This is a genomic window from Ancylobacter mangrovi, assembly GCF_024752355.1.
Lineage (GTDB): Bacteria > Pseudomonadota > Alphaproteobacteria > Rhizobiales > Xanthobacteraceae > Ancylobacter > Ancylobacter mangrovi.
In genome coordinates, this window is the sequence record NZ_JANTHZ010000004.1 from 62660 (window position 1) to 85521 (window position 22862).

Sequence of the window (22862 nt, forward strand, 5' to 3'; positions counted from 1 at the left end):
GGGGCGCGGGGCGTGGCGTCACCGCCGGCGCTGGGAGGGTCGCCAGGTCAGGAAGGCGTTCTCGAACAGGGACACGGCGCCGATGCCGAGCGTCGTGAACAGGGTGATGGACAGCAGCGTCGCGAACACCAGCGGCGTGTCGAGGTTGAACTGGCCCGACAGGATGATGTGGCCGATGCCGCTGTTGCCGCCGATGAACTCGCCGACGATGGAGCCGACCAGCGCCAGCGGGAAGGCGACCTTCACCGCGTCGGCGATGTAGGGCACGGCGTTCATCAGCCGCACCTTGACGAAGATCCGCCACCTGTTGCCGCCGGCCAGCGTCGACAGGTCGATCAGGTCCGCCTCGATCTCGCCGAGCCCGGTGACCGAGTTCACGAAGATCGGGAACAGCGCCAGCAGGAAGGCGAGCAGCACCTTGGATTCGTAGCCGAGGCCGAACCAGATGACGAAGAGCGGGGCGATGGCGATCTTCGGGATCGAATTGAAGGCGGCGAGCAGCGGCGTGATCATCGAGCCGAGCAGCGGCACGTAGATGATCAGCAGCGCCAGCAGGACCCCCACCACCAGCGCCAGCCCGAGGCCGGCGAGCGTGGTGAACGCCGTCATCGCCAGCCCCTGCATCTGCACCGAGAAGGTCTCGATGAAGCGCTGGGCGATCTCGGTCGGCAACGGCAGCACATAGGAAGGGATGCCCGCGAGCGGGGCGCCGTACTGCCAGATCAGCACCAGCACCGCGAAGCACGCGAGCGGCTTGGCGATCGCGGCGAGCCGCTTCGACATGGACTCGCTCATGGTCTCACTCCATCCACTGCGCTTCGATGCCCTCGCGCACGCGCTCGGACAGTTCGAGGAAACGCGGCTCGCGCAGCGTGCCCGGATGGCGCGGCCGCGGCAGGTCGATCGGCACGATGTCGCGGATGCGGCCGGGCCGCGGGGTCATCACCACCACCGTGTCGGAGAGCAGGACAGCCTCGGTGATGCTGTGGGTGACGAACAGCACCGTGCTGCGGCTCTCGTCCCACAGCGTCTGCAGGGCGTAGCCCATGCGCTCGCGGGTGATGACGTCGAGCGCGCCGAACGGCTCGTCCATCAGGATCAGCGGCGGTTTGAGCAGCATCGCCCGGCAGATCGAGGCGCGCTGCTGCATGCCGCCCGAAAGCTCGTGCGGATAGCTCGCCTCGAAGCCGCCGAGCCCGGCGAGCTGCATCAGCTCGAGCGCGCGCTCGCGCCATTGCGAGGTCTTCAGCCCGCCCATCTCGGCGACGAACAGGATGTTGTCGAGGGTGCGCCGCCAGGGCAGCAGCACCGGCGACTGGAACACCATGCCGATGTTGCGCAGCGGCCCTTTCACCGGCACGCCGCGCACGTCGATGGTGCCGCTGCTCGGGCGGATCAGGCCGGCGACGAGGCGCAGCAGGGTGGACTTGCCGCAGCCGCTCGGCCCGACGATCGAGACGAAGCTGCCCTCCTCGAGCGCGAGGGAGGCGTCGTCGACCGCCAGCGTCGACCGGAAGCTCTTGGAGACGTTTCGGATGTCGACCGACATGGAAAACTCGCATCACGGCAGCGCGGCGACCAGGGCGTCGCGCCGCCTTCCGCACCGACCGGGGCGACGCGGCGCCCCGGCTGCCAGATGGGGCGGAGGCCCCGCCGGCCCTACTTGCCGAGCTGGACGAAGACGTCGGACGGCGTCACGTCGGTCTGGAGCTTGAGTGCCGTCTTCACGAGGTCGATCGACTCCTTGAGGCGCTCCTCGGTGGCGGTGCCGTAGCCGTTCTTCTTCGTGTAGGGCGTCTGCATCGACTGCAGGGCGCCGGCGAGCTGGGCCTTCACCGTGTCGAGCGACATGGTCGGGTTGTACTTGACCATGATCTCGGCCGCCTCGTCGGGATGGGCGATGGAGTACTCGACCGCCTTCTTGGTCGCCTCGGCGAAGCGGGCCGCGTCCTCCGGGTTCTTCTCGATGGAGTCGCGCGCGCCGAGCAGCACGTAGCCGAACATGTCGTAGCCCCAGTCGGCGAAGGAGGCGAAGTGCACCTTCTTGCCCTGCTTGTCGGCGGCCTTCACCAGCGCCGGCACGTCGCCGTCGGAAGTCGCGGTGAACATGTCGACCTGGCCGGAGAGCAGCAGCGAGAAGTAGACGCTCGGATCGGCCGACTGCCAGTCGATCTTGGACAGGTCGAGCTTATGGGCGTCGAAGATGATCGGCAGGATCACCCGCACGCTGTCGGTCTGGCCGGCGGCGACCTTCTTGCCGATGACATCAGCCGGCTCGGCGACCGGCGACAGCGAGGCGAGGCCGTTGGTGGTGACGTCGGTGTAGACCGTGAAGGCCTTCACCTTCGCGCCCTTGGCGACGTTCTGGGTGACGGAGCTGAAATCGGCCATGCCGTAATCGGCCTTGCCGCTGTCCACTGCCGTGATGACGAAGCCGCTGCCGGTCGCCGGGGCGATCGTCACGTCGAAGCCGGCGTCCTTGTAGAAGCCCTTCTCGACCCCGACGAAGAACGGCGCGTGCCGCCCGTTGAACACGTAGTTGGTCAGGAAGGTGATCTTCTTCGGCGCCGTCGTGTCGGCCGCGGCCGGCAAGGATCCGGTCAGCAGCGCCAGCGCCGCCACGGCCGCACGAAAATTCGTCATCGATTTCATGGCTTTCTCCGTTCCCCATCGTCCCGTTTTCGGGTGCGACTCTCTCTGGTGTTGCGTATTGCGCAACGGTGTTTCAATTATTAGGCTTCAGTTGACGGCATATCTTGTCAAGCTGAAATTATGGACAGGCACAGGGAGCAGGCTTTTGGGTGCGCGCGTGAAGGGGCAGGCCGGGATGGCATCAGGCGGGGAAGCGGGCGCGGCGCCGGGGGCGGAGCCGGCCGCCCGCCGGAACACGATCGGCTCGGTGGAGCACGCGATCGAGCTGCTGCGCTGCCTCGCCGCGGCGGAGGCGCCGATCGGCACCAACGACCTCGCCCGCCGCATGGGGCTGCACAAGAGCTCGATCTCGCGGCTCGCGGCGACGCTGGAGAATGCCGGCCTGCTGCGGCGCGAGCCGGCGACCGGACGCTTCGCGCTCGGCCCCGGCCTCATGGCGCTGGCGGCGCCGCTCTTCGCCGATTTCGCGCTGACCGACGCGGTGGAGCCGATCCTGGCGCAGTTCGCCGCCCGCACCGGCGAGACCTGCAGCTTCAACATCTGGGACGGGCGCGATTCCGTCTCCATCGCCCATGTCGCGGGCTCGAATTCGGTGCGCGCCTTCTCCCAGCCCGGGCGGCGCAAGCCCGGGCACGCCACCGCGACAGGCAAGATCCTGCTGGCCTATCTGGGTGAGGCGGCGCTGGCGGCCTATTGCAGCACGCCGCTGCACCGCTACACCGGCAGCACCATCACCGATCCGAAGGCCCTCGCCGAGGAGCTCGATCTCGCCCGCCGGCGCGGCTATGCGGTGAATGTCGGCGAGTTCGAGGCCGATGTCGGCGCCGTCGCCTCCGCCGTGCTCGACAGCGCCGGCCGCGTGATCGGCTCGGTCACCGCCACCGTCCCGCTCTACCGCTTCCCGCCCGAGCGCCACGCCTGGTTCGGGCAGGCGGCGATCGACTGCGCCGCCGAGATCGGCGCCCATCTCGGCATGCTGCACCGGCGCAGGTGAGGCCGTTCAGGACGCCTGCACAGAACGCAAGCCCGGAGCTGCGTCGCCCGGCTCCTCCGCCTCGTCCCAGTAGCCGGGCCGGGAGTAGATCGCCTGCAGATGGGCGATGAACAGCCGGGAGAGCCGCGCCGGCCTGTTGCGCGGGTAGACGGCGGTGATGTCGAAGCTCGGCAGGGCGTGCTCGTCGAGCACGCTGACCAGCGCGCCGGAGCGGAGCTGGGCGCCCACCTCCCAGGTGGAGCGCCAGGCCAGCCAGTCGTCTTCCTGCGCCCAGCGCACCAGCACCTCGCCGTCGCTGCAGTCGATGTTGCCGTCCACCTTCACCGCGATCGGCCGGCCGCCCTTCTGGAACTGCCAGTCGCGATGGCTGTCAGCCTGCAGGTTCACCGCGAGGCAGTTGTGGTGCACCAGTTCCTCGAGCGTGCGCGGCTTGCCGTGCTTGGCGAAATAGGCCGGCGTGGCGCAGACCACGCGCCGGTTGGTGGCAAGCGTGGTGGCGACGAAATGCGGATCAATGACGTTGCCGATGCGGATGCACAGGTCGTAATCGGCCTGCACCGGGTCGAGATAGTCGTTGGTCAGGTTGAAGGACAGCCGCACCGCCGGATAGGTGGCGAGGAAGCTCGCAGCATGCGCGGCGACATGTCGGCGCCCGAAATAGGGCGGCGCCAGCACCAGCATCTGGCCGGAGACTTCCGAGGTGTCGGGGAACAGCTCGGTCTCGCCGAGCTCCAGTTCCAGCAGCAGGTCCTCGCAATGCTTGAGGAACAGCCGCCCCTGCTCGGTGAGGGTGAGGAGGCGCGTCGTGCGGTGCAGCAGCTTCACCCCGAGCCGGCGCTCCAGCTCGTCGATGCGCCGGCCGAGCATGCCGGAGGAGATCTTCTCCTTGATCGCCGCCCTCGCCATGGAGCCTTCCGTCGCCACGGCGACGAAGGCCTTGATCTCGCGATAGCGGTTCACTGCCCGCCCTCCCCGGCGGGCGCGGCGGTCCAGTAGCCGGGCCGGGCATAGACCTCGCGCATCCAGGCGATGAACAGGCGGATCTTGGCCGGCACCGGGTTCTGCGGCGGGTAGGTGGCGAAGATGTCCTGGTTGGCGAGGGTGAAGTCGTCGAGCACCGTCCGCGCGGTCCCGCGCGCCAGCGCGCCCGCCACCTCCCATTCCGGCCGCCAGGCGACGCCCGCCCCTTCCAGCGCCCAGCGGGTGAGCATGGCGCCGTCATTGCTGGTGAGGCTGCCGCTCGGGCGGATCGTCACCGGATGGCCGCCATTCTGGAAATGCCAGCCGCGCGGCTGGCCGCCATGCTCGTTATAGGCGAGGCAGTTGTGGTGGGCGAGGTCCTCGGGCGTGCGCGGCACGCCATGGCGCGCGAAATAGGCCGGCGTGCCGCACACCACCATCCGGTTCGGCGCCAGCCGGGCGGCCACCAAATTGGGATCGGTGACCGGACCAGTGCGGATGCCGATCGTGTAGCCCGTGCGCATGAGGTCGACGACATAGTCGCTCAGATTGAGCGAGATGTGCACGTCCGGGTTGGCGCGGATGAAGTCGCGCAGATGCGGGGCGACGTGCTCGCGCCCGAAATTCGACGAGCATGTCACGGTCAATTGACCCGTCGCGAAGTCGCGCCCGGTGCGCACGAGGCGCTCGGCGGTGCGCAGCCGCCCCAGCATGTCGAGCCCGTGGCGGTAGTACTGCTCGCCCGCCGGGGTGAGGGTGAGGCGGCGCGTGGTGCGCTCCAGCAGCTTGCCGCCAAGCCGCTGCTCGATAAGGGAAATCCGCCGCCCGACCATGACCGGCGTGACCCCCGCGGTCTCGGCCGCGGCGGCGAAGCTGCCGGCCTCGACCACGCCGACGAAGGTCTCGATGTCGCGCAGCTTGTCCATGCCGGCACCGCACTCCGTATATTTCGTCAATAATGAAAGACGTATTTGTCCAATTATCAATCCAAAAGTTTGGCAGTAGCGTCGCTGGAAAATGATCCGGGCAATCGGATCGGGACAGCAGGGACGGAAATGTCGAGGATCGCGAGCGTGGAGACCTTCTCCACGCAATTCATCAGCATCGTGCGTATCAGGACCGAGGACGGGCTCGAGGGCTACGGCCAGGTCGCCCCCTACAATGCCGACATCACCGCCGCCATACTGCACCGGCAGATGGCTCCCGTGGTGCTGGGCCAGCAGGCCGACGACATCGACGCGCTGGTCGACAGATGCTGGATCGGCGCGCACAAATTTCCCGGCTCCTATACCTGCCGCGCCATCGGCGGCGTCGACACCGCGCTGTGGGACCTGAAGGGCCGGCGCGAGGGCCAGAGCGTCGCGGCGCTGCTCGGCGGCACCCGCACCCACCAGCCGGTCTACGGTTCCAGCATGCGCCGCGACATCACCCCGGAGGACGAGGCCGCCCGGCTCGCGAAGCTCCAGCAGGAATGCGGCTTCGAAGCCTTCAAGATCCGCATCGGCAACAATTTCGGCAACGACGTCGACCGCTGGCCGGGCCGCACCGAGGCGATCGTGCCGACGGTGCGCAAGGCGATCGGCGACGACAGCGAGCTGCTGTGCGACGCCAATAGCGGCTTCACGCCGAAGCGCGCCATCGAGGTCGGCCGCATGCTCGAGGACTACCGCGTCGGCCATTTCGAGGAGCCCTGCCCCTACCCCGAGCTGGAATGGACCGCCGAGGTCGCCGCCGCTCTCGACATCCCGGTCTCGCAGGGCGAGCAGGAGGTCGATCTCGCCCAGTTCCGCCGCATGATCCGCATAGGCGCGGCCGACATCGTGCAGCCGGACATCTGCTATGTCGGCGGCATCAGCCGGGCCCTGCGGGTCGCGCGCATGGCGCAGGAGGCCGGCCTGCCCTGCACGCCGCACGCCGCCAACCGCTCCATGGTCTCGCTCTTCACCGTGCACCTGCAGTCGGCGCTGCCCAATGCCGGCCACTACATGGAGCTGAGCATCGAGGAGGCGCCGTGGATCGACGGTCTGTTCACCTCCGACCCGTTCGAGGTCGTCGACGGGAAGATCGCCGTCCCCTCCGGCCCCGGCTGGGGCGTCGAGATCAGCCCTGAATGGCTGGCAAGCGCCGAACGCCAGGCCAGCACCCTCTAGGAGCCGCTCCTTCGGGAGCCGCGCCCCCGACGCATCCCGGCGGCCGCTCGACCGGCCGCCGCCATCTCAAAACGACAACCGGGTACCGAGCCCGGGAAAAACCCACGGGAGAAACGCAAGTGACGACGACAAGAGCCTTATCGGCAGGCGCCCTGCTGCTCCTCGGGGCGATGTTCGCCCCCGCGCAGGCGCAGGACACGTCGCGGGACATCAAGATCGTCCTGCCCTCCGCGGTCGACGTGGTCGAGCCCTGCCACATGAACTCGACCGGCTATATCGGCCTCGTGCTCAAGGAGAACGTGGTCGAGACGCTGCTCAAACTCGATCCCAAGACCAGCAAGCCGCTGCCGAACCTCGCCACCGAATGGAACCAGGTCAACCCGACCACCTGGCGGATCAAGCTGCGCGAGGGGGTCAAGTTCCACGACGGCACGCCGTTCGACGCCGACGCCGTGGTGACCGCGCTCAAGCGCCAGTTCGTCCCCGAGCTGGCCTGCCGCGACAAGATCCGCTCCTTCGGCAGCATCACCATCCAGCCGAAGGCGATCGACAAGGACACGGTCGAGATCGTCACCAGCGAGCCGATGCCGCTGCTGCCGCTGAGCCTGGCGCAGACGGGGATGACCGCGCCGAGCACCTCGATGAAGGAGGCCGAGCGCCACCCGATCGGCACCGGCCCCTATGTCTTCACCAGCTGGGACCCGGCGCAGAGCCTGGTGCTGACGCGCTTCGACGGCTACTGGGGCAAGAAGCCGGAAGTCGCCAAGGCGACCTATGTCTGGCGCTCCGAGCCGGCGCTGCGCGCCTCGATGGTCGCGGTCGGCGAGGCCGACATCGCCCTGCAGCTCGCCGTGCAGGACGCGACCAACAAGGACACCGACATCGGCTACCTCAACGCCGATACCAGCCGCGTGCGCATCTTCATGGACAAGCCGCCGCTGAACGACAAGCGCGTGCGCGAGGCGATGAACCTCGCCATCGACCGCAGCGCCTTCATCGGCACCATCGTCAGCCCGCTCTCGGTCCCGGCCAGCCAGTACATGCTGCCAAGCGTCAACGGCTACAACCCCGACCTGAAGCCGTGGCCCTACGACCCGGAGAAGGCGAAGCAGCTCATCGAGGAGGCCCGCAAGGACGGCGTGCCGGTCGACACGGAGATCGAGCTCTACGGCTCGGAATTCATGCAGGCCAACCTGTCGGAGATGCTCGAGACCCTGGTCCAGTACTGGCAGGAAGTCGGCCTCAACGTGAAGATCAACATGGTCGACAAGATCCAGCACTCGGCCATGCGCCGCAAGCCGTATCCGGCCGACCGCCCGCCCTCAATGGTGCATGAGCTGCACGACAACACGGCCGGCGACGCGTTCTACACGATGATCGTCTACTACACGTCGGATGGCGGCCTCTCCAACATATCCAATCCCGAGCTCGACAAGCTGCTGAAGGAAGCCTCGCTCGCCACCGGCGAGAAGCGCACCAAGCTGTTCCAGGAAGCCAACCGCATGATCCAGCAGGACATCATTCCCGATGTCATGCTGTACCACATGGTCAGCTACATCCGGGTGGGCAAGCGGGTGCATTACGAGCCCAACTTCACGACCCAGGGCCAGCTCGAGCTGAGCGCGATCACCTTCAAATAGGCCCCGCGCAACGAGGCCGCGCGGGCACGCCCCGCGCCGGCACCGAGACGATCCGGGCGGCCAGGCCGCCGGTGCGCCCGCCGCGCCGCCCGGATTCCGCACGCCGCCCACGGCCTGCGCCACGATCCGCCGAGAGAGGAAGACCCATGCCCATCTACAAGTGGGACAATGCCGCCTTCGCGGGCGAGCATGTCCTCGACAACCCGCCGCCCTTCCACCAGAAGCTGAGCAATTACGGCGCGCGGCCCTACTGGTCGCCGGACGGCAAGCGCATCGCCTTCGTCGAGAAGGCCTATGGCGACGTGCACGAGATCGACCTCGAGACCCGGCAGATCCGCAACCTCACCGGCAATCTCGGCAAGCACCACAGCTTCCTGCGCGTGCTGTTCCTGCGCAATGGCGACTACCTGCTGATCGGCCCGAAGGAGTTCAAGCACCACCACGTCAGCCGCTACGTGGAATCCGAGCTCTGGTACATGGACAAGGACGCGAACGAGCCGCCGCGCCCCATGGGCCTGACCTTCTTCGAGGGCATCGGCGTCTCCTCCATCGCCGACCGCATCACCTATTCGCGCCATGGCGAGCACGACCCGCGCCTCGGCGGCTTCGAGGATTTCGAGTGCTACGTCTCCGAGCTCGACTACGGCCCGAACGGGGCCGAGCTCGGCGCCACCCGGCCGATCTACCGCTCGCCGACCGGCCTGCGCCGGCCCGAGCCGCAGGACTTCCGCAACAACGATACCGAGGTGATCATGGCCGAGTATATCGGCCCGCGCGACCGCTCGACGACCTGGAAGACCCAGACCCGCGGCATCGACCTGAAGACGCTCGACGTGAAGACCTATATCGACGAGCCGCTGACGCATAACGAGCCGGAAGGCATCTTCCCGGACCAGCAGCACATCTGCCTGGAATCCTCCTGCGACTTCGTCGACCAGTTTCCGCCCATCGACCTGTGGAAGCTGAAGCTCGACGGCTCCGGCCGGCGCGTGCGCATGACCCGCATGTTCGACCGCCAGCCCTGGCGCGCGAGCAACTCAAACGTCAGCCCGGACGGCAAGTGGCTGGCCTTCATGGTCAACACCTATACCAGCGAGCCGGGGTTCGGCATGGGCATCGGCCTGATGGACCTCGAAGCCTGGGAAAAGAGCGAGTACGCCCAGCAATGGGAGACCCCCGCCGAGCGCGAGGTGATCCGCCGCCGGAACGGCGAGTACGCCGACACCAAGTGAGCCACGCCACCGGATGAACGGTGGCGTCCCCCGTACCGCCGGCGGCGCCGATGCGTCGCCGGGCCCTGGCAACAGCGGAGAGCGACCGTGAACGGCTATGTCACGAAGCGAATGCTCCACAGCCTCATCTCGATGATGGGGCTGATCATTCTGGTCTTCTTCCTGTCGAGGCTGACGGGCAATCCGAGCGACCTCTATCTGCCGATCGACACCCCGGCGGACGTGCGCGCGGCCTTCTCGCAGGCGCACGGCTTCGACGACCCGATGATCGTCCAATTCGGCCACTTCCTCGCCAATCTGGTGCATCTCGACTTCGGCAGCTCGATGCGTCTCGAGCGCCCCGCCCTCAACCTGGTGCTGGAGGCGTTCCCGGTCTCGCTCACCCTCGCCGTCCTGGCCATGGCGCTGGCGCTCGTCATCGCCATCGTCGCCGGCTCGCTCGCCGCGCGCAGCCCGAACGGCGTGCTCGACCGCTTCATCAACGTGATCTCGCTGTGCGGGGCGAGCGTGCCCAACTTCTGGCTCGCTCTGGTGAGCGTGCTCGTCTTCGCGGTGTGGATGCGCTGGCTGCCGACCTCCGGCATGGGCGGGCCGGAATACTGGGTCCTGCCGGTGATCGTGCTGGCGGTGCGGCCCTGCGGCCTGCTGGCCCAGGTGGTGCGCGGCTCGATGATCAGCGCGCTCTCCTCCGCCTATGTGAAGACCGCCCGCGCCAAGGGCGTGAGCCAGCGGGTCATCGTCTTCGTCCACGCCCTGCGCAACGCCATGCTGCCGATCATCACCGTGGCCGGCGACCAGGCGTCGGGCATGATCAACGGCGCGGTGGTGGTGGAGGTCATCTTCGGCCTGCCCGGCATCGGCCGGCTGATGATGGAATCGATCCAGTACCGCGACTTCGCGGTCATCCAGGCCGGCGTGATCCTCACCGCCTGCGCCATCTTCCTGCTCAACATCGCGATCGACCTCGCCTACGCGCTGCTCGACCCGCGCATCAAGCACGCATGAGGGCCCAATGACCATGACGGCACCTCCCATCGCCATGACCGAGCCTTCGCTCTGGCGCCAGTCGCTGGGCCTGCTGTGGCGGGACAAGTTCGCCTTCGTCGCGGTCCTGTTCCTGCTGCTGGTCGTGTTCGCGGCCCTGTTCGGGTCGACGATCTTCGGGCAGAGCGCCACGCGCATCAATCTCGCCGCGCGCAACGCGCCGCCGATGTCGATGCATCTCGGCTGGCACTACGTGCTCGGGGCGGATTCGCTCGGCCGCTCGATCCTCGCGCGCATCGCCGTCGGCACCCGCAACACCATGATGGTGGCCGGCCTGTCGGTGATCGCCTCGCTGCTGATCGGCTCGCTGCTGGGCTTCATAGCCGGCTACCGGGCCGACTGGACCACCGGCGTCATCATGCGCGTCGCCGACGTGCTGATGAGCTTTCCCTCGCTGCTGCTGGCGATGATCGTGCTCTACGTGCTCGGCGCCGGCATCGCCAATCTGGTGCTGGTGCTCGCCATCACCCGCATCCCGATCTACCTGCGTACCACCCGTGCCGAGGTGCTGGAGATACGCGAGCGCACCTTCGTCGTCGCCGCGAAGGTCATGGGGGCGTCCCCGCTGCGCCTCGTCTGGCGCCACATCCGCCCGACCGTGACGCCGACGCTGGTGACCATCGCCACGCTCGAATTCGCCTTCGTGATGCTGTCCGAGTCCAGCCTCAGCTTCCTCGGCCTCGGCATCCAGGCGCCGGAATTCACCTGGGGCGCCATGGTGGCGCAGGGCCAGAGCTATCTCGGCACCGCCTGGTGGGTGGCGTTCTGGCCCGGCCTCGCCATCACCCTCACGGCCATGTCCCTGAACCTCGTCGCCAACTGGCTGCGCATCGTCACCGACCCGGTGCAGCGTTGGCGGCTCGAAGCACGGAGCAGCAGCAATGGCGGCGGCAATGAGTGAGACCTCCGGCCATCTCGTCGAGGTGAAGCATCTCTCGGTCGAGTTCCACACCCGGAACGGCGTCGTGCCCGCCGTGCGCGACGTCTCCTGGCACATCGACCGGGGCGAGACGCTGGCCATCCTCGGCGAGAGCGGCTCGGGAAAGAGCGTGTCCTCCTCGGCGCTGATGGGGCTGATCGACATCCCGCCCGGCCGCATCACCTCCGGCGAGGTGCTCTATTGCGGCGAGGACCTGCTCAAGGCCACGCCCGAGCGCCAGCGCGAGATCAACGGCTCGCGCATCGCCATGGTGTTCCAGGACACGCTCGCGGCGCTCAACCCGGTCTACCCGATCGGCTGGCAGGTGGCGGAGACCTTCCGCACCCACGGCGTCGCCCGCGCGGAAGCCAACGCGAAGGCGCTGGAGCTGCTGGAGCGGGTCGGCCTGCCCAACGCCGCGGCCCGCTTTCGCGACTATCCGCACCAGTTCTCGGGCGGCCAGCGCCAGCGCATCATGATCGCCATGGCGATCGCGCTGAACCCGGATCTGCTGATCGCCGACGAACCGACCACCGCGCTCGACGTCACGGTGCAGGCGCGCATCCTCGGCCTCCTGAAGGAGCTGCAGCGCGAGCGTGGCATGGGTCTCCTGATGATCACCCACGACCTCGGCATCGTCGCCGGCATGGCCGACCGGGTGGTGATCATGAATGCCGGCCGCATCGTCGAGGCCGGCACCGTCAAGCAGGTGTTCGAGTCTCCCCAGCACCCCTATACGCGCAGCCTGCTCGACGCCATTCCCGGCCGCCACGGCTTCCCCGACATCGCCGAGCGCGCGGCGCCGGCAGAGCCGCTGCTGCGTGTCGAGGAGCTGACGAAGGAATATGTGACGCCGGCCGGCCTGTTCCGCCCCGCCCGCCCGCCGGTGCGCGCGCTCGGCGGCGTGTCGTTCACGCTGGCGCAGGGCGAGACGCTCGGCATCGTCGGCGAGAGCGGCTCGGGCAAGTCAACGCTGGTGCGCACGCTGATCGGGCTCGAGGAAGCGACCTCGGGCGACGCCTTCTTCCGCGGCCGCAGCCTGATCGACCCCACGGCCGAGACGCGCGATCTGGCGCAGCGCCAGATCCAGATGGTGTTCCAGGACCCGACCGCCTCGCTCAACCCGCGCATGAGCGTGTTCGAGATCGTCTCCGAGCCCTGGGCGATCCATCGCGACGCCCTGCCCCGCGCGCAGTGGGAGCAGCGGGTCGGCGACCTGCTGGAGGAGGTGGGCCTGAAGCGCGAGCATGCCGGCCGCCATCCGCACCAGTTCTCGGGCGGCCAGCGCCAGCGCATCGCCATCGCCCGTGCCCTGGCGCTGAAACCCGACATCATCATCTGCGACGAGGCGGTGTCCTCGCTGGACGTCTCCGTGCAGGCGCAGGTGATCGCGCTGCTCAAGGCGCTGAAGGACGAGTTCGGCCTCTCCTATCTCTTCATCGCCCATGACCTGCCGGTGGTCCGCAGCTTCGCCGACCGGGTGCTGGTCATGCACAAGGGCATGATCGTCGAGCAGGGCCCGACCCGCGAGATCTTCGAGAACCCGCAGCACGACTACACGCGCGAACTGCTGAACGCCGACCCGCTGCTGAGCCACCACGCCGCCTGACCCGAGCCCACCCCGTTCCACCCGCCGCGCGCCGTTCACCGCGCGGCGGGCGCGGCCGACCGACATAGGTACACGCATGACTTCCCACATCGACCATAGCTGGCTGAAGCATTCGCTCGTCATGATCATGACGCTGCGCGAGGGAGACGCCGGGACCTGGGACGCCGAGAAGATGGCCGACTTCGCCCAGTCCTTCTCGCTCGACGCACTCGGCTTCTCGGTCGGCGGCATCGTCGCCTTCTACCCGACGCAGGTGAAGCACCATCCGCGCGCCGCGACGCTGGGCGATCGCGACCTCGCGGCGGAGATGATCGCGGCGCTCAAGAAGCGCGACATCCGCCCCGTCGCCCGCATCGACCCCTCCATGGCCTCGCGCAAGCTCTATGAGGAGCGGCCCGAATGGTTCGCGCAGGACAAGAACGGCAAGCCGATCGGCGTGCACGGCCATTTCATCACCTGCCCGAACGGCGGCTACTACCGCGACTTCATGATGCGGGTCATCGAGGAGATGCTGACCCGCTATCCCTTCGACGCGGTGTGGGCCAACGCCGCGCAGTTCTCGCCCTGGCATACGCCGCAGTGCCATTGCGGGGTATGCCGGTCGAAGTTCCGCGCCCGCACCGGCAAGGCGCTGCCAGCCGAGAACTGGGGCGACGAGACCTGGCGCCAGTACAATGAATGGCGCTACGAGTGCATCGCCGAGTGGAACGCCGAGGTTCAGGCGCTCAAGAACCGCGTGCGGCCGGAGGCGGCGTGGATCCCGCTCAGCCAGGTGGCGGAATCCTGGGACCATTCGCGCGTCGGCGGCTGGGACCTCGACTATACCGAGCCGCATCAGGACGGCATCGTGCTGGAGGCCCAGCGCCGCTACGCCAACATGTTCTGGCCCGGCCTGGAGGCGCGCTACATGCGCGACCTCGCGCCGGAGAAGGGCGGCGGCATCACGGTGAGCTACTTCCTGCCCTGGTGGCGCTTCTACGCGGTGCCGGCGGCGGAGAACCGCATGTGGGCCGGCCAGATCATGGCGCAGGGCGTGATGCCGTGGATCCATGTCACCGGCTATCAGGAGACCCATTTCGACAAGCGCGGCCTCGACAGCCTGCGCGCCACCTTCGCCCGCTTCCGCGCCAACCGCGACACCTATCTCGACAACCGCTCGGGGGCCGAGGTGGCGCTGGTCTATTCGCGGCACAGCCTCGACAATATCGGCCAGCAGGACCCGACGGGACGCTATCTCGACCATTTCCGCGGCGCCTACAACGCGATGATGGACCAGCGCGTCCCGTTCGACATCCTCTCTGGCCACCGGCTGAGCCTCGAGGCGCTGAAGCGCTACCGCGCTGTCGTGCTGCCGAACGCCGCCTGCCTGTCGGACGCCGCCTGCGACGCGCTGGAAGCCTATGTGCGAGGGGGCGGCCATCTCGTCGCCACCCATCTCTCGGGCAATTTCGACGCGCTCGGCAACCCGCGCGCGCAGACGCTGCTGGGCCGCCTCGCCGGCATCACCCAGACCGGGGTGACGTGGACGAACCTGCGCGCCGCCTATGGCGTCATCCGCGATCCGGACAACCCATTGATGGCCGGCTTCGAGGGCACCGACCTCATCCCGGTCGCCGGCGACATCGTGTTCGTGCGCACGCCGGACGGCGAGGGCGACGGCAAGACGGCGCCGCTCACCCTCGTGCCGCCGGTCGAGGGCGAGGTCGGCAGCGGCATCAGCGTGCCCGAGTTCAACGTCATCAAGCATGTCACCGACTACCCGATGGTCGTCGACCGGCCCGTCGGCGAGGGCCGCGTGGTCTACTTCCCGTGGCAGCCGGACCTGATCGGCTTCCGCTACGGGCTGCGCGACCTGTTCCGCCTGCTCGCCAATGCGGTGAAGGCGGCGGACGGGTTCCAGGACGTGCTGCGCGTCACCGGGCCGGGCCTCGTCGACCTCGCCCTGCTGCGGCGCGAGGACCGGCTGGTACTGTCGCTCATCAACTTCTCCTCGCCCGGCAGCTTCAACACCGGGCAGCGGCGCATCATCGAGGAGCTGGTGCCGCTGCACGACCTCGTCATCGATATCCGCGCGCCAGAGGGCTTCGAGGCCGGCACCGCGCGACTGGTCTTCGCCGAGCGGGACATTCCGGTGGAGCGGCAGGGCGCGTATCTGCGCCTGACCCTGCCGAAGCTGGAGGCGATGGAGACCATCGAGATACGCGGCGCGGGGGCGGCATGAGCTTCTGCCCGACCGGCTGGGGGCGCCTGCACTACCGGGTCGACGGCCCGGACGGCGCTCCCGTGCTCCTGCTCTCGAACTCGCTCGCCGCCGACGTCTCGTTCTGGGACGCACAGGTCCCGTCCTGGGCGCGCAATCGGCGCGTCGTGCGCTATGACCAGCGCGGCCACGGCCGCTCCGACGCGCCGGCGGGCCCCTATTCCATGGCCGGGCTCGGCGCCGACGCGCTCGCGCTGATGGACCATCTCGGCCTCGCGCAGGCCGACTGGTGCGGCATCTCCATGGGCGGGATGACCGGCATGTGGCTTGCCGTGAACGCGCCCGGACGGCTCGGCCGGCTCGTGCTGGCCAACACCGCGGTGCGCATGCCCCCGCCCGAGCTGTGGGACCAGCGCGCCGCCATGGCCCGCGAGCAGGGCATGGAGGCAATCGCCACCGCGACTATGGCGCGCTGGTTCACCCCCGCCTTCACCGACCGCGAGCCGGACACCATCGCCCGCCTGCACCAGGTGGTGGCGGCGACCTCGGTCGAGGGCTATGCCGGCTGCTGCGCCGCCCTGCGCGATTTCGATTTCCGCGACGAGGTCGGGAAGATCCGCCATCCCGCGCTGGTCATCGTCGGTGAGAGGGACGGCTCGACGCCGCCGGAAGCCGGCATGTTCATCGCCGGGAGGATCGCCGGTGCGCAGCTCGCGCGCCTCGATGCCGGCCATGTCTCGAATGTCGAGCAGCCCGGCGAGTTCACGCGGCAGGTCGAGGCGTTCCTGTCCGTCCCGGCGTGAGCCGGCACGCCCCGCCGGCCGTCACGGCACGGACGGGGCGAGCACCGAGCGAAGCGACACGATCGAGCCGACGGCGACGATGGCCGGCGTGGCGAGGTTTGCGCGCTGCACGTCCTCGACCAGCCGGCCGAGCGTGGTGACGAGCACCTGCTGGTCGGGCAGGCTCGCGCGGGCGACCGCCGCCGCCGGCGTGAGCGGCGCCATGCCCGCCCCGAGCAGGCCGCCGGCGATCTCCTGCAGCACCGCCATCGCCATGTAGAAGACGACGGGCAGGCGCGAATCGACGATGGCCTTCCAGTCGATCGCCATGCCCTCCGCGCTCGCCAGATGGCCGGTGAGGAAGATCACCCCGTGATTGGTCATCCGGCTCGTGAGCGGGATGCCGGCCGAGGCGAGGCCGCCGATACCGGCGGTGATGCCTGAGACGACATGGAAGGCGATGCCCGCCTCGCCGAGCGCCATCGCCTCCTCGACGCCCCGGCCGAAGACGAACGGGTCGCCGCCCTTCAGCCGCAGCACGCGCCGGCCCTCGCGCGCCAGCTCGATCAGCCGCCGCGTGATGTCGGGCTGCAGCGCCGACGGCCGGCCGCCGCGCTTGCCCGCGAACTCCCTCGCGGCGCCGGGCGCGGCCAGCGCCAGCACCGCCTCGGAGACCAGCGCGTCATGTACGATGACGTCGGCGCATTGCAGCGCATGGATCGCCGCCGCCGTCAGCAGCGCCGGGTCGCCGGGCCCCGACCCGACGAGCCAGACCGTGCCGGGCTCGAAGGTGGGCATATGCTGGCGGAGCGGCCCGAGATCGATCAACGCACACCTCGCTATTCCAATGATAGCGCCCGATCCCGGCCGCCCGTCGCTATGGGCCGGCAGGGATCGCTTCCCTCAACTTGGCCTGCCCTCCGGCTCGTCATGCCGGGCGCAGGCCACGGTCACCTTGTATTCATGCCGCCCGGAAATTCCAGCGCCGACAGGCGGTTCGCGGGCGTCATTTCGTCGGGCGCCTTCAGCCGGTCGCCAGCCCGGCGCGGGCGAGCACTTCGCCGGCGAGGTAGAGCGAGCCCGAGACGACGATCCGGGCCGGGTTCCGGCCTGCCCGCCGGGCGGCGAGTTCCATCGCCTCGTCGAGCGAACGGGCGGGTCGGCAGGCGATGCCGACATCGGCGGCACTCGCGCACAGCTCCTCGCAGGAGAAGGCCGGCCCCTCGGCGAAGGCGAGTGGCACGGCGATGGCCTGCTCGACGAGGCCGCGATAGGGGCGCAGGAAGCCGGCGGGGTTCTTGGTCGCCAGCATGCCGAAGACGAGCAGGTTGCGGCGCGGGTCGGCGGCGTCGAGGCGGGCGATCTCGGCGGCCACCGCCTGCGCCGCGCCGGGATTGTGACCGCCATCGACGAGGAGGCTCGCCCCGCGCCCGGGCCGGCCGCCTAAGCCGCCTTCCACCCGCTGCAGCCGGCCCGGCCAGCGCACCAGCGGCAGGGCGCGCGCCAGCACCTCCCGCGACGGGGCGAGGCCCGCCGCCTCCAGCGCGGCGATGGCGGCCGCGGCATTGTCGATCTGGTAGCGGCCGGCGAGGCCGGGCAGCGGCAGGTCCATGGTGCGGCCATCGGCGACGTAGCGAAAGCCGTCGCCGCACGATTCGGCGTAGAAGTTCGGGCCTGCCGAGCGGAGCGGGGCGCCGATCTGCGCCGCCGCCCGCACGATCGCACGGGCGGCCTCGCTGAAATCCTGCCGCGCCAGCACCGCCGGCACGCCGCGCCGGAAGATGCCGGCCTTCTCGAGCGCGATGGAGATGATGGTGCGGCCGAGAAAGGCCTGGTGGTCGTAGGAGAGCGAGGTGACGACCGTCGCCGCCGGTTCCGGCACCACATTGGTGGCGTCGCAGCGCCCGCCGAGCCCGGTCTCCAGCAGCACCACCTCGGCCGGCAGGCGCGCGAACAGCAGCAGCGCGGCGGCGGTCGTGCCCTCGAAGAAGGTCAGCGGCTGGCCGCCATTGACGTCGAGCACCTCGCCGAGCGCCTCCGCCAGCACCGCGTCCGTGACCGGCGCCGACCCGCCCGCGCCGGCGAGCCGGATGCGCTCGTTGAAGCGCACGAGATGGGGCGAGGTGTAGCTGTGCACGCGCCGGCCGCCCGCCTCCAGCAGCGTGCGCATGATGGCGAGCGTCGAACCCTTCCCGTTGGTCCCGGCGACATGGATCACCGCCGGCAGCCGGCGTTCCGGCCGGCCGAGATCGGCCAGCAGGCGGTCCATCCGCTCCAGCGAATAGTCGATGACGGCGCCGTGCAGGCGGGTGAGCTCGCCGAGCGCGCGGGCGACCTCGCGCCCGGCGTCCCGGTCCGCCGGACGGGGCCGTCCGGTCCGGGCTTCCGGCGCCGGCGGGGGCAAGGGCGGGGGCGCTGCGGTCGTTTCCATCTCCCGGGCTCCGCGCGGGATCAGGCGGACGCCAGCGCCAGCGAGCCGGCGGACTGCGCGAAGATGTTCTCCGCGCAGTGCAGCGTGTTTTCCATCAGCGCCGCGACCGTCATCGGGCCGACCCCGCCCGGCACCGGCGTGATGGCGCCGGCGATGGGGGCCACCTCGTCGAAGGCGACGTCGCCGCGGATGACCGAGCCTTCCGGCGTCGCCACCCGGTTGATGCCGACATCGATCACCACCGCGCCCGGCTTCACCCAGTCGCCGCGCACCAGCCCCGCCCGGCCGACCGCGACCAGAAGGATATCAGCCTCGCGGCAATGGCCGGGCACGTCGCGGCTTTCCCGGTGCACCACGGTGACCGAGCAGCCGGCATTGAGCAGCACCTGGGAGGCCGGGCGGCCGACGATGGTCGAGCGCCCGACGACCACCGCGTCGAGCCCGGTCAGGTCGGGGTGCACGGTCTCGATCAGCCGCAGGCAGCCGAGCGGGGTGCAGGGCACCAGCCCGGCTTTCTGGCCGGTGGCGAGCAGGCCGGCATTCAGCGGGTGGAAGCCGTCGACATCCTTGGCCGGGTTGATGTGGTTCAGCACCCGCTCGGCCGAGATCTGCGGCGGCAGCGGGAGCTGGACCAGAATGCCGTCGACCGCCGGGTCCTCGTTGAGTTCGTCGAGCAGCCGCAGCACCGCTGCCTCGCTGGTGTCGGCCGGCAGGTGGTGCTTGAAGGAGGCCAGCCCCGCCTCCGCCGCGCGCCGGGTCTTGGCCCCGACATAGACGGCGCTCGCCGGGTCCTCGCCGATCAGCACCACCGCGAGCCCCGGCCGCCGGCCGGCACGCTGCGCGAAGAGGGCCGCCCGGCTGTTCACGCCTTCCACGAGGCGGGTGGCTTCCGCCTTCCCGTCGATGATCCTGGCCGTCATGTCTGTGCAACCTTCTTGAAAAGCGGACGATGTCGCGGTCAGTCCGGGAAAACGACGGTGCGGTGGCCGTTGAGCAGCACGCGGTCGGTCACGTGGTAGCGCACCGCCCGGGCCAGCACGCGACGCTCGATGTCGCGGCCCTTGCGGACCAGGTTTTCCGGTGAATCGTAGTGGCTGATGCGCTCGACATCCTGCTCGATGATCGGCCCCTCATCGAGGTCGTCGGTCACGTAGTGGGCGGTGGCGCCGATCAGCTTCACGCCGCGCTCATGCGCCTGGTGATAAGGCTTGGCGCCCTTGAAGCCGGGCAGGAAGGAGTGGTGGATGTTGATGCACCGCCGCGCCAGCCCTGCCGACAGCTCGGCCGAGAGCACCTGCATGTAGCGGGCGAGGACGACGAGGTCGGCGCCGGTCTCCTCGACCAGTTCGAGGATGCGCCTCTCCTGCGCGGGCTTGGTCTCCTTCGTCACCGGCAGGTGGTGGAACGGCAGGCCGCCGAAGTCGATGTGGCGGTAGTTCTCCGCCCCGTGATTGCTGACGACCGCGGTGATGTCGATCGGCAGTTCGCCGATGCGAGCGCGGTAGATCAGGTCGACCAGGCAGTGGTCGAACTTCGAGACCAGGATCAGCACCTTCTTGTGCTCACCCTGCCGCGTCAGGCTCCACTGCATCGCGAACTGGGCGGCGACGGGCTCGAAGGCGGCGCGCAGGCGCGCGGGCTCGACCTCCCCGCCGGCACCGGCGAACACGACCCGCATAAAGAATCGCTTCTCGGTCGGGTCCTCGAACTGCTGCGCCTCGACGATGGTGCACCCCGCATGCAGCAGGAAATGCGAGACCGCCGCCACGATGCCGGGGCGGTCGGGGCAGGCGAGCTTCAGGATAAAGGCGGACGTCTCCACGGCGGGCTCCTCCATGCGACGCCGATCCGTCGGTGGCGTCGCTTATTCATTTTATTACGTTAACGTATGATTTGTTGCGTGCCGCTTTGTCAAGCACCTTGCCGGCACAAGGCGTATCATAGCCAAACCGCGTGCATCACGGCCGGAGCTAGCCGGAGGAGACTGTTGACTTAAAAGGAAGATAATCTAACGTTCACGTCATAATCGTCGTGCGCTCAACGCCCGACAGGAAACAGCACAGCGTCGCTCTTCGCCGCCCGCAAAGCCCGGGACGGCAGCGGGACCGACCCGGCGCCGGCCGCGCCGGCGGCGGCCCGGGGCACGCGAGAGGGAGGAAGGAACGCATGGCCGAGCTTCACGAGATCAACCTGGGCAAGGTCACCATCGGCGGCCCTCTCGGCGGGCGGACCGGCATGCTGGTCGGCTCGATCTTCTACGACAAGCACTCCATCGTCACCGACGCCTTCGCCGGCACGTTCGACGAGGCGCGCGCCGCCAAGCTGATCCAGCGGGTGAACGACACCCACCGCACCTACGGCATGCAGATGGCGTTCGACGTCATCGCAGCCTCGGAGGAGGCGATGGACCGCTTCCTGCGCTTCGTCGCCGCCCGCACCGACCTGCCGATGCTGATCAACGCCACCGAGGGCGAGGCGCGGGTGCAGGGGCTGAAGACCGCCGCCGAGATCGGCTGCCTCGACCGCTGCATCTTCGCCTCGCTCAACGAAGACACCGAGCCGTTCGAGATCGACGCGCTGAAGGAATACAAGCCCGGCGCGGTGATGATCCTCGCCTATGACGTCGCCGACCCCACGCCGGAAGGCACGGTCAACATGATCGAGAACACCTTCCGCCCCTGGCTCGACGAGATCGGTGTGACGGCGCCGATCGTCGATTGCGGCGTGATGGACCCGCCCTCGATCGGCATCACCAACCGCGCCATCAAGCTGGTGCGCGAGACCTTCGGCTATCCCGCCGGCGGCGCCGTGGCGAACTGCTTCCCGCAATGGACCGGGCTGAAGTCGCTCGGCAAGGAGTTCGTCAACCTCTCGCTCGGCGCCAGCCTGCTGTCGATCCGCTTCCATGGCGGCGATTTCCTGCATTACGGACTGATCGAGCGCACCGTGCCGGCGGCCCATGCGGTGGCGAGCGGCGAGGTGTTCCTCGGCTTCGCGGCGCAGGAGCTCGACGGCCAGAAGCTGCCGAGCCCGCATCCGGTGCTCTCCATGTTCAAGCTGGCCTCGCCGAGCGCGCCGCCGGCCGCCGCCGCGGAATGACGCCCCGGGCGCGGTTGGCCGCCCTGCTCGCGGGGCGGCCGGTCGACCGGCTGCTGGTCGATGTCGGCACCTCGACCCTCACCGCGCTGCGCCCGCGCGAACGCCCGGTGCCCGGCGGCGGCCGGGCCTATGGCGATCCGGTCATGCACCTGCCGCTGCTCTCGCCGGCCGAGCTCGACGCGCTCGGCGCGCAGACCCGCCGCGTCGGCCCCGCCTTTGCGGGCGCCGCGATCGACCCGGACGAGGACGGCTTCACCGACCGCGACGGCGTGTCGTGGATCTGGGCCGATGGCGAGCCGGCCCCGCTCGACCATCCGCTCGCCGGGGCGGGCATCGGCGCCATCGCCCGCGCGCCGCGTGCACCCCTTCCTCCCCTCGCCGGCACCGGGCTTCTGGCCGATCCCGCGCGCGAGCAGGTCATCGTTGCCGACGTCCCCTCGCCCGGGCTGATCGACACCGCCTTCCGCCTGCGCGGCTATTACGAGCTGCTCGACGACACCGCCGAGCGCTGGCCGGTCGCCAATGCGGTGTTCGACCGCGCCGCCGACCTGATCGCGCGCGACTACCGGCAGATGCTCTCGGCGCTGCCGGGTGCGCCCGACCTCATCGTCTATGGCGACGACCTCGCGCACCGGACCGGCCTCTATCTGTCCGGGGAGCGGTTCGCCTTCTTCCTGCGCCCGCGCATGGCGCGCCTGTTCTCGGTCATCCGCACCGCCTGCCCCGCCCCTCTCCTGTTCCATTCCTGCGGCGCCATCCGGCCGATCCTCGGCCAGATCCTCGCGCTCGGCGTGCGGGTGCTGAACTTCGAGCCGGAAGCGTCCGGCATGGCGATCGCCGAGGTGCGCGCGGCCGCCGGGCCGGACATCGTGTTCCACGGCGTGCTGGACTTTCCCGGCCTCGCCGCCGCGCTGCGCCGGCAGAACCGGGACCGGCTGATGGCGACGCTCGACGACATCGTCGTCGGCTGGCCGATGATCGCCGCCCCGCGCGACAACATCCCCGCGCAGTGCCCGCACGCCGACATCCGGCTCGCCACCGCCTTTCTCGAGACGCTGGACGTGCCGCGCCTGCTCGCCGGGGACCTTGCCGGCGTGCTCGACGACGCGCTCGCCGCGATGCTGCTGCCCGAATGAAATCGTAGCTTCGA

The 22862-nt window shown here is 69.3% G+C and carries 20 protein-coding genes; 11 read left to right on the top strand and 9 right to left on the bottom strand.

Annotated elements, in window-relative coordinates; genetic code table 11:
- Positions 1-18: 18 nt before the first annotated feature.
- The 3 genes from NVS89_RS11025 to NVS89_RS11035 all read right to left on the bottom strand — a co-directional run bounded on the left by NVS89_RS11025 (position 19) and on the right by NVS89_RS11035 (position 2652).
- On the bottom strand, positions 19-795 hold the full coding sequence (locus NVS89_RS11025) for an ABC transporter permease (RefSeq protein WP_258732793.1): 777 nt from the start codon (positions 793-795) through the stop codon (positions 19-21).
- A gap of 4 nt (positions 796-799) precedes the next feature.
- Positions 800-1549, bottom strand: coding sequence for an ABC transporter ATP-binding protein (locus NVS89_RS11030; RefSeq protein ID WP_258732795.1), 750 nt, complete (start codon positions 1547-1549; stop codon positions 800-802).
- A 110-nt stretch (positions 1550-1659) separates the two neighbouring features.
- A complete protein-coding gene (locus tag NVS89_RS11035) occupies positions 1660-2652 on the bottom strand; it encodes an ABC transporter substrate-binding protein (RefSeq protein ID WP_258732797.1) in 993 nt (330 codons plus the stop codon).
- A gap of 175 nt (positions 2653-2827) precedes the next feature.
- On the opposite strand from NVS89_RS11035, the gene NVS89_RS11040 reads away from it, so the two are divergent.
- Positions 2828-3646: an IclR family transcriptional regulator gene (locus NVS89_RS11040; RefSeq protein ID WP_258732799.1), complete on the top strand. Its 819-nt coding sequence runs from the start codon at positions 2828-2830 to the stop codon at positions 3644-3646.
- A gap of 6 nt (positions 3647-3652) precedes the next feature.
- On the opposite strand, the gene NVS89_RS11045 is transcribed toward NVS89_RS11040, so the two are convergent.
- Together NVS89_RS11045 and NVS89_RS11050 are read right to left on the bottom strand one after the other, a co-directional pair.
- A complete protein-coding gene (locus NVS89_RS11045; protein WP_258732800.1) occupies positions 3653-4606 on the bottom strand; it encodes a LysR family transcriptional regulator in 954 nt (317 codons plus the stop codon).
- Positions 4603-5532, bottom strand: coding sequence for a LysR family transcriptional regulator (locus NVS89_RS11050; RefSeq protein WP_258732801.1), 930 nt, complete (start codon positions 5530-5532; stop codon positions 4603-4605). Before NVS89_RS11050 ends, NVS89_RS11045 begins: the two co-directional genes overlap by 4 nt.
- 129 nt (positions 5533-5661) lie before the next feature.
- On the opposite strand from NVS89_RS11050, the gene NVS89_RS11055 reads away from it, so the two are divergent.
- From NVS89_RS11055 to pcaD, 8 genes are all read left to right on the top strand, one after another.
- Positions 5662-6756, top strand: coding sequence for a mandelate racemase/muconate lactonizing enzyme family protein (locus tag NVS89_RS11055; RefSeq protein WP_258732802.1), 1095 nt, complete (start codon positions 5662-5664; stop codon positions 6754-6756).
- 119 nt (positions 6757-6875) lie between these two features.
- Positions 6876-8396, top strand: coding sequence for an ABC transporter substrate-binding protein (locus NVS89_RS11060; RefSeq protein ID WP_258732803.1), 1521 nt, complete (start codon positions 6876-6878; stop codon positions 8394-8396).
- 146 nt (positions 8397-8542) lie between these two features.
- Positions 8543-9628, top strand: a complete 1086-nt coding sequence (locus NVS89_RS11065; RefSeq protein ID WP_258732805.1) for a TolB-like translocation protein — start codon at positions 8543-8545, stop codon at positions 9626-9628.
- 87 nt (positions 9629-9715) lie between these two features.
- On the top strand, positions 9716-10633 hold the full coding sequence (locus NVS89_RS11070) for an ABC transporter permease (protein WP_258732806.1): 918 nt from the start codon (positions 9716-9718) through the stop codon (positions 10631-10633).
- A gap of 13 nt (positions 10634-10646) precedes the next feature.
- Positions 10647-11573, top strand: a complete 927-nt coding sequence (locus NVS89_RS11075; RefSeq protein ID WP_374114560.1) for an ABC transporter permease — start codon at positions 10647-10649, stop codon at positions 11571-11573.
- A complete protein-coding gene (locus NVS89_RS11080) occupies positions 11566-13200 on the top strand; it encodes an ABC transporter ATP-binding protein (protein ID WP_258732808.1) in 1635 nt (544 codons plus the stop codon). The genes NVS89_RS11075 and NVS89_RS11080 overlap by 8 nt, the downstream gene beginning before the upstream one ends.
- 76 nt (positions 13201-13276) lie before the next feature.
- The gene (locus tag NVS89_RS11085; protein ID WP_258732809.1) at positions 13277-15421 is read left to right on the top strand and encodes an alpha-amylase family protein; all 2145 of its coding nucleotides are present in this window, start codon (positions 13277-13279) and stop codon (positions 15419-15421) included.
- Positions 15418-16203: a 3-oxoadipate enol-lactonase gene (pcaD, locus tag NVS89_RS11090; protein ID WP_258732810.1), complete on the top strand. Its 786-nt coding sequence runs from the start codon at positions 15418-15420 to the stop codon at positions 16201-16203. The genes NVS89_RS11085 and pcaD overlap by 4 nt, the downstream gene beginning before the upstream one ends.
- A 21-nt stretch (positions 16204-16224) precedes the next feature.
- On the opposite strand, the gene cobA is transcribed toward pcaD, so the two are convergent.
- The 4 genes from cobA to purU all read right to left on the bottom strand — a co-directional run bounded on the left by cobA (position 16225) and on the right by purU (position 20435).
- A complete protein-coding gene (cobA, locus tag NVS89_RS11095) occupies positions 16225-17010 on the bottom strand; it encodes a uroporphyrinogen-III C-methyltransferase (RefSeq protein WP_258732811.1) in 786 nt (261 codons plus the stop codon).
- A gap of 196 nt (positions 17011-17206) precedes the next feature.
- On the bottom strand, positions 17207-18613 hold the full coding sequence (locus NVS89_RS11100; RefSeq protein WP_258732812.1) for a bifunctional folylpolyglutamate synthase/dihydrofolate synthase: 1407 nt from the start codon (positions 18611-18613) through the stop codon (positions 17207-17209).
- A 20-nt stretch (positions 18614-18633) separates the two neighbouring features.
- Positions 18634-19533: a bifunctional 5,10-methylenetetrahydrofolate dehydrogenase/5,10-methenyltetrahydrofolate cyclohydrolase gene (locus NVS89_RS11105; RefSeq protein WP_258732813.1), complete on the bottom strand. Its 900-nt coding sequence runs from the start codon at positions 19531-19533 to the stop codon at positions 18634-18636.
- Between the two features lie 38 nt (positions 19534-19571).
- On the bottom strand, positions 19572-20435 hold the full coding sequence (purU, locus tag NVS89_RS11110; RefSeq protein ID WP_258732814.1) for a formyltetrahydrofolate deformylase: 864 nt from the start codon (positions 20433-20435) through the stop codon (positions 19572-19574).
- 344 nt (positions 20436-20779) lie between these two features.
- Between purU and NVS89_RS11115 the strand changes: the two genes are divergently transcribed.
- On the top strand, positions 20780-21712 hold the full coding sequence (locus NVS89_RS11115; RefSeq protein ID WP_258732815.1) for a tetrahydromethanopterin S-methyltransferase subunit H family protein: 933 nt from the start codon (positions 20780-20782) through the stop codon (positions 21710-21712).
- Between the two features lie 14 nt (positions 21713-21726).
- On the top strand, positions 21727-22848 hold the full coding sequence (locus NVS89_RS11120; protein WP_258732816.1) for a uroporphyrinogen decarboxylase family protein: 1122 nt from the start codon (positions 21727-21729) through the stop codon (positions 22846-22848).
- The last annotated feature ends 14 nt before the right edge of the window (positions 22849-22862 follow it).

Coding starts and splice junctions, on each gene's coding strand:
- NVS89_RS11025 (WP_258732793.1), bottom strand. CDS start 795: ATGAGCGAGTCCATGTCGAAGCGGCTCGCCGCGATCGCCAAGCCGCTC.
- NVS89_RS11030 (WP_258732795.1), bottom strand. CDS start 1,549: ATGTCGGTCGACATCCGAAACGTCTCCAAGAGCTTCCGGTCGACGCTG.
- NVS89_RS11035 (WP_258732797.1), bottom strand. CDS start 2,652: ATGAAATCGATGACGAATTTTCGTGCGGCCGTGGCGGCGCTGGCGCTG.
- NVS89_RS11040 (WP_258732799.1), top strand. CDS start 2,828: ATGGCATCAGGCGGGGAAGCGGGCGCGGCGCCGGGGGCGGAGCCGGCC.
- NVS89_RS11050 (WP_258732801.1), bottom strand. CDS start 5,532: ATGGACAAGCTGCGCGACATCGAGACCTTCGTCGGCGTGGTCGAGGCC.
- NVS89_RS11055 (WP_258732802.1), top strand. CDS start 5,662: ATGTCGAGGATCGCGAGCGTGGAGACCTTCTCCACGCAATTCATCAGC.
- NVS89_RS11065 (WP_258732805.1), top strand. CDS start 8,543: ATGCCCATCTACAAGTGGGACAATGCCGCCTTCGCGGGCGAGCATGTC.
- NVS89_RS11075 (WP_374114560.1), top strand. CDS start 10,647: ATGACGGCACCTCCCATCGCCATGACCGAGCCTTCGCTCTGGCGCCAG.
- NVS89_RS11080 (WP_258732808.1), top strand. CDS start 11,566: ATGAGTGAGACCTCCGGCCATCTCGTCGAGGTGAAGCATCTCTCGGTC.
- NVS89_RS11085 (WP_258732809.1), top strand. CDS start 13,277: ATGACTTCCCACATCGACCATAGCTGGCTGAAGCATTCGCTCGTCATG.
- pcaD (WP_258732810.1), top strand. CDS start 15,418: ATGAGCTTCTGCCCGACCGGCTGGGGGCGCCTGCACTACCGGGTCGAC.
- NVS89_RS11100 (WP_258732812.1), bottom strand. CDS start 18,613: ATGGAAACGACCGCAGCGCCCCCGCCCTTGCCCCCGCCGGCGCCGGAA.
- NVS89_RS11105 (WP_258732813.1), bottom strand. CDS start 19,533: ATGACGGCCAGGATCATCGACGGGAAGGCGGAAGCCACCCGCCTCGTG.
- NVS89_RS11115 (WP_258732815.1), top strand. CDS start 20,780: ATGGCCGAGCTTCACGAGATCAACCTGGGCAAGGTCACCATCGGCGGC.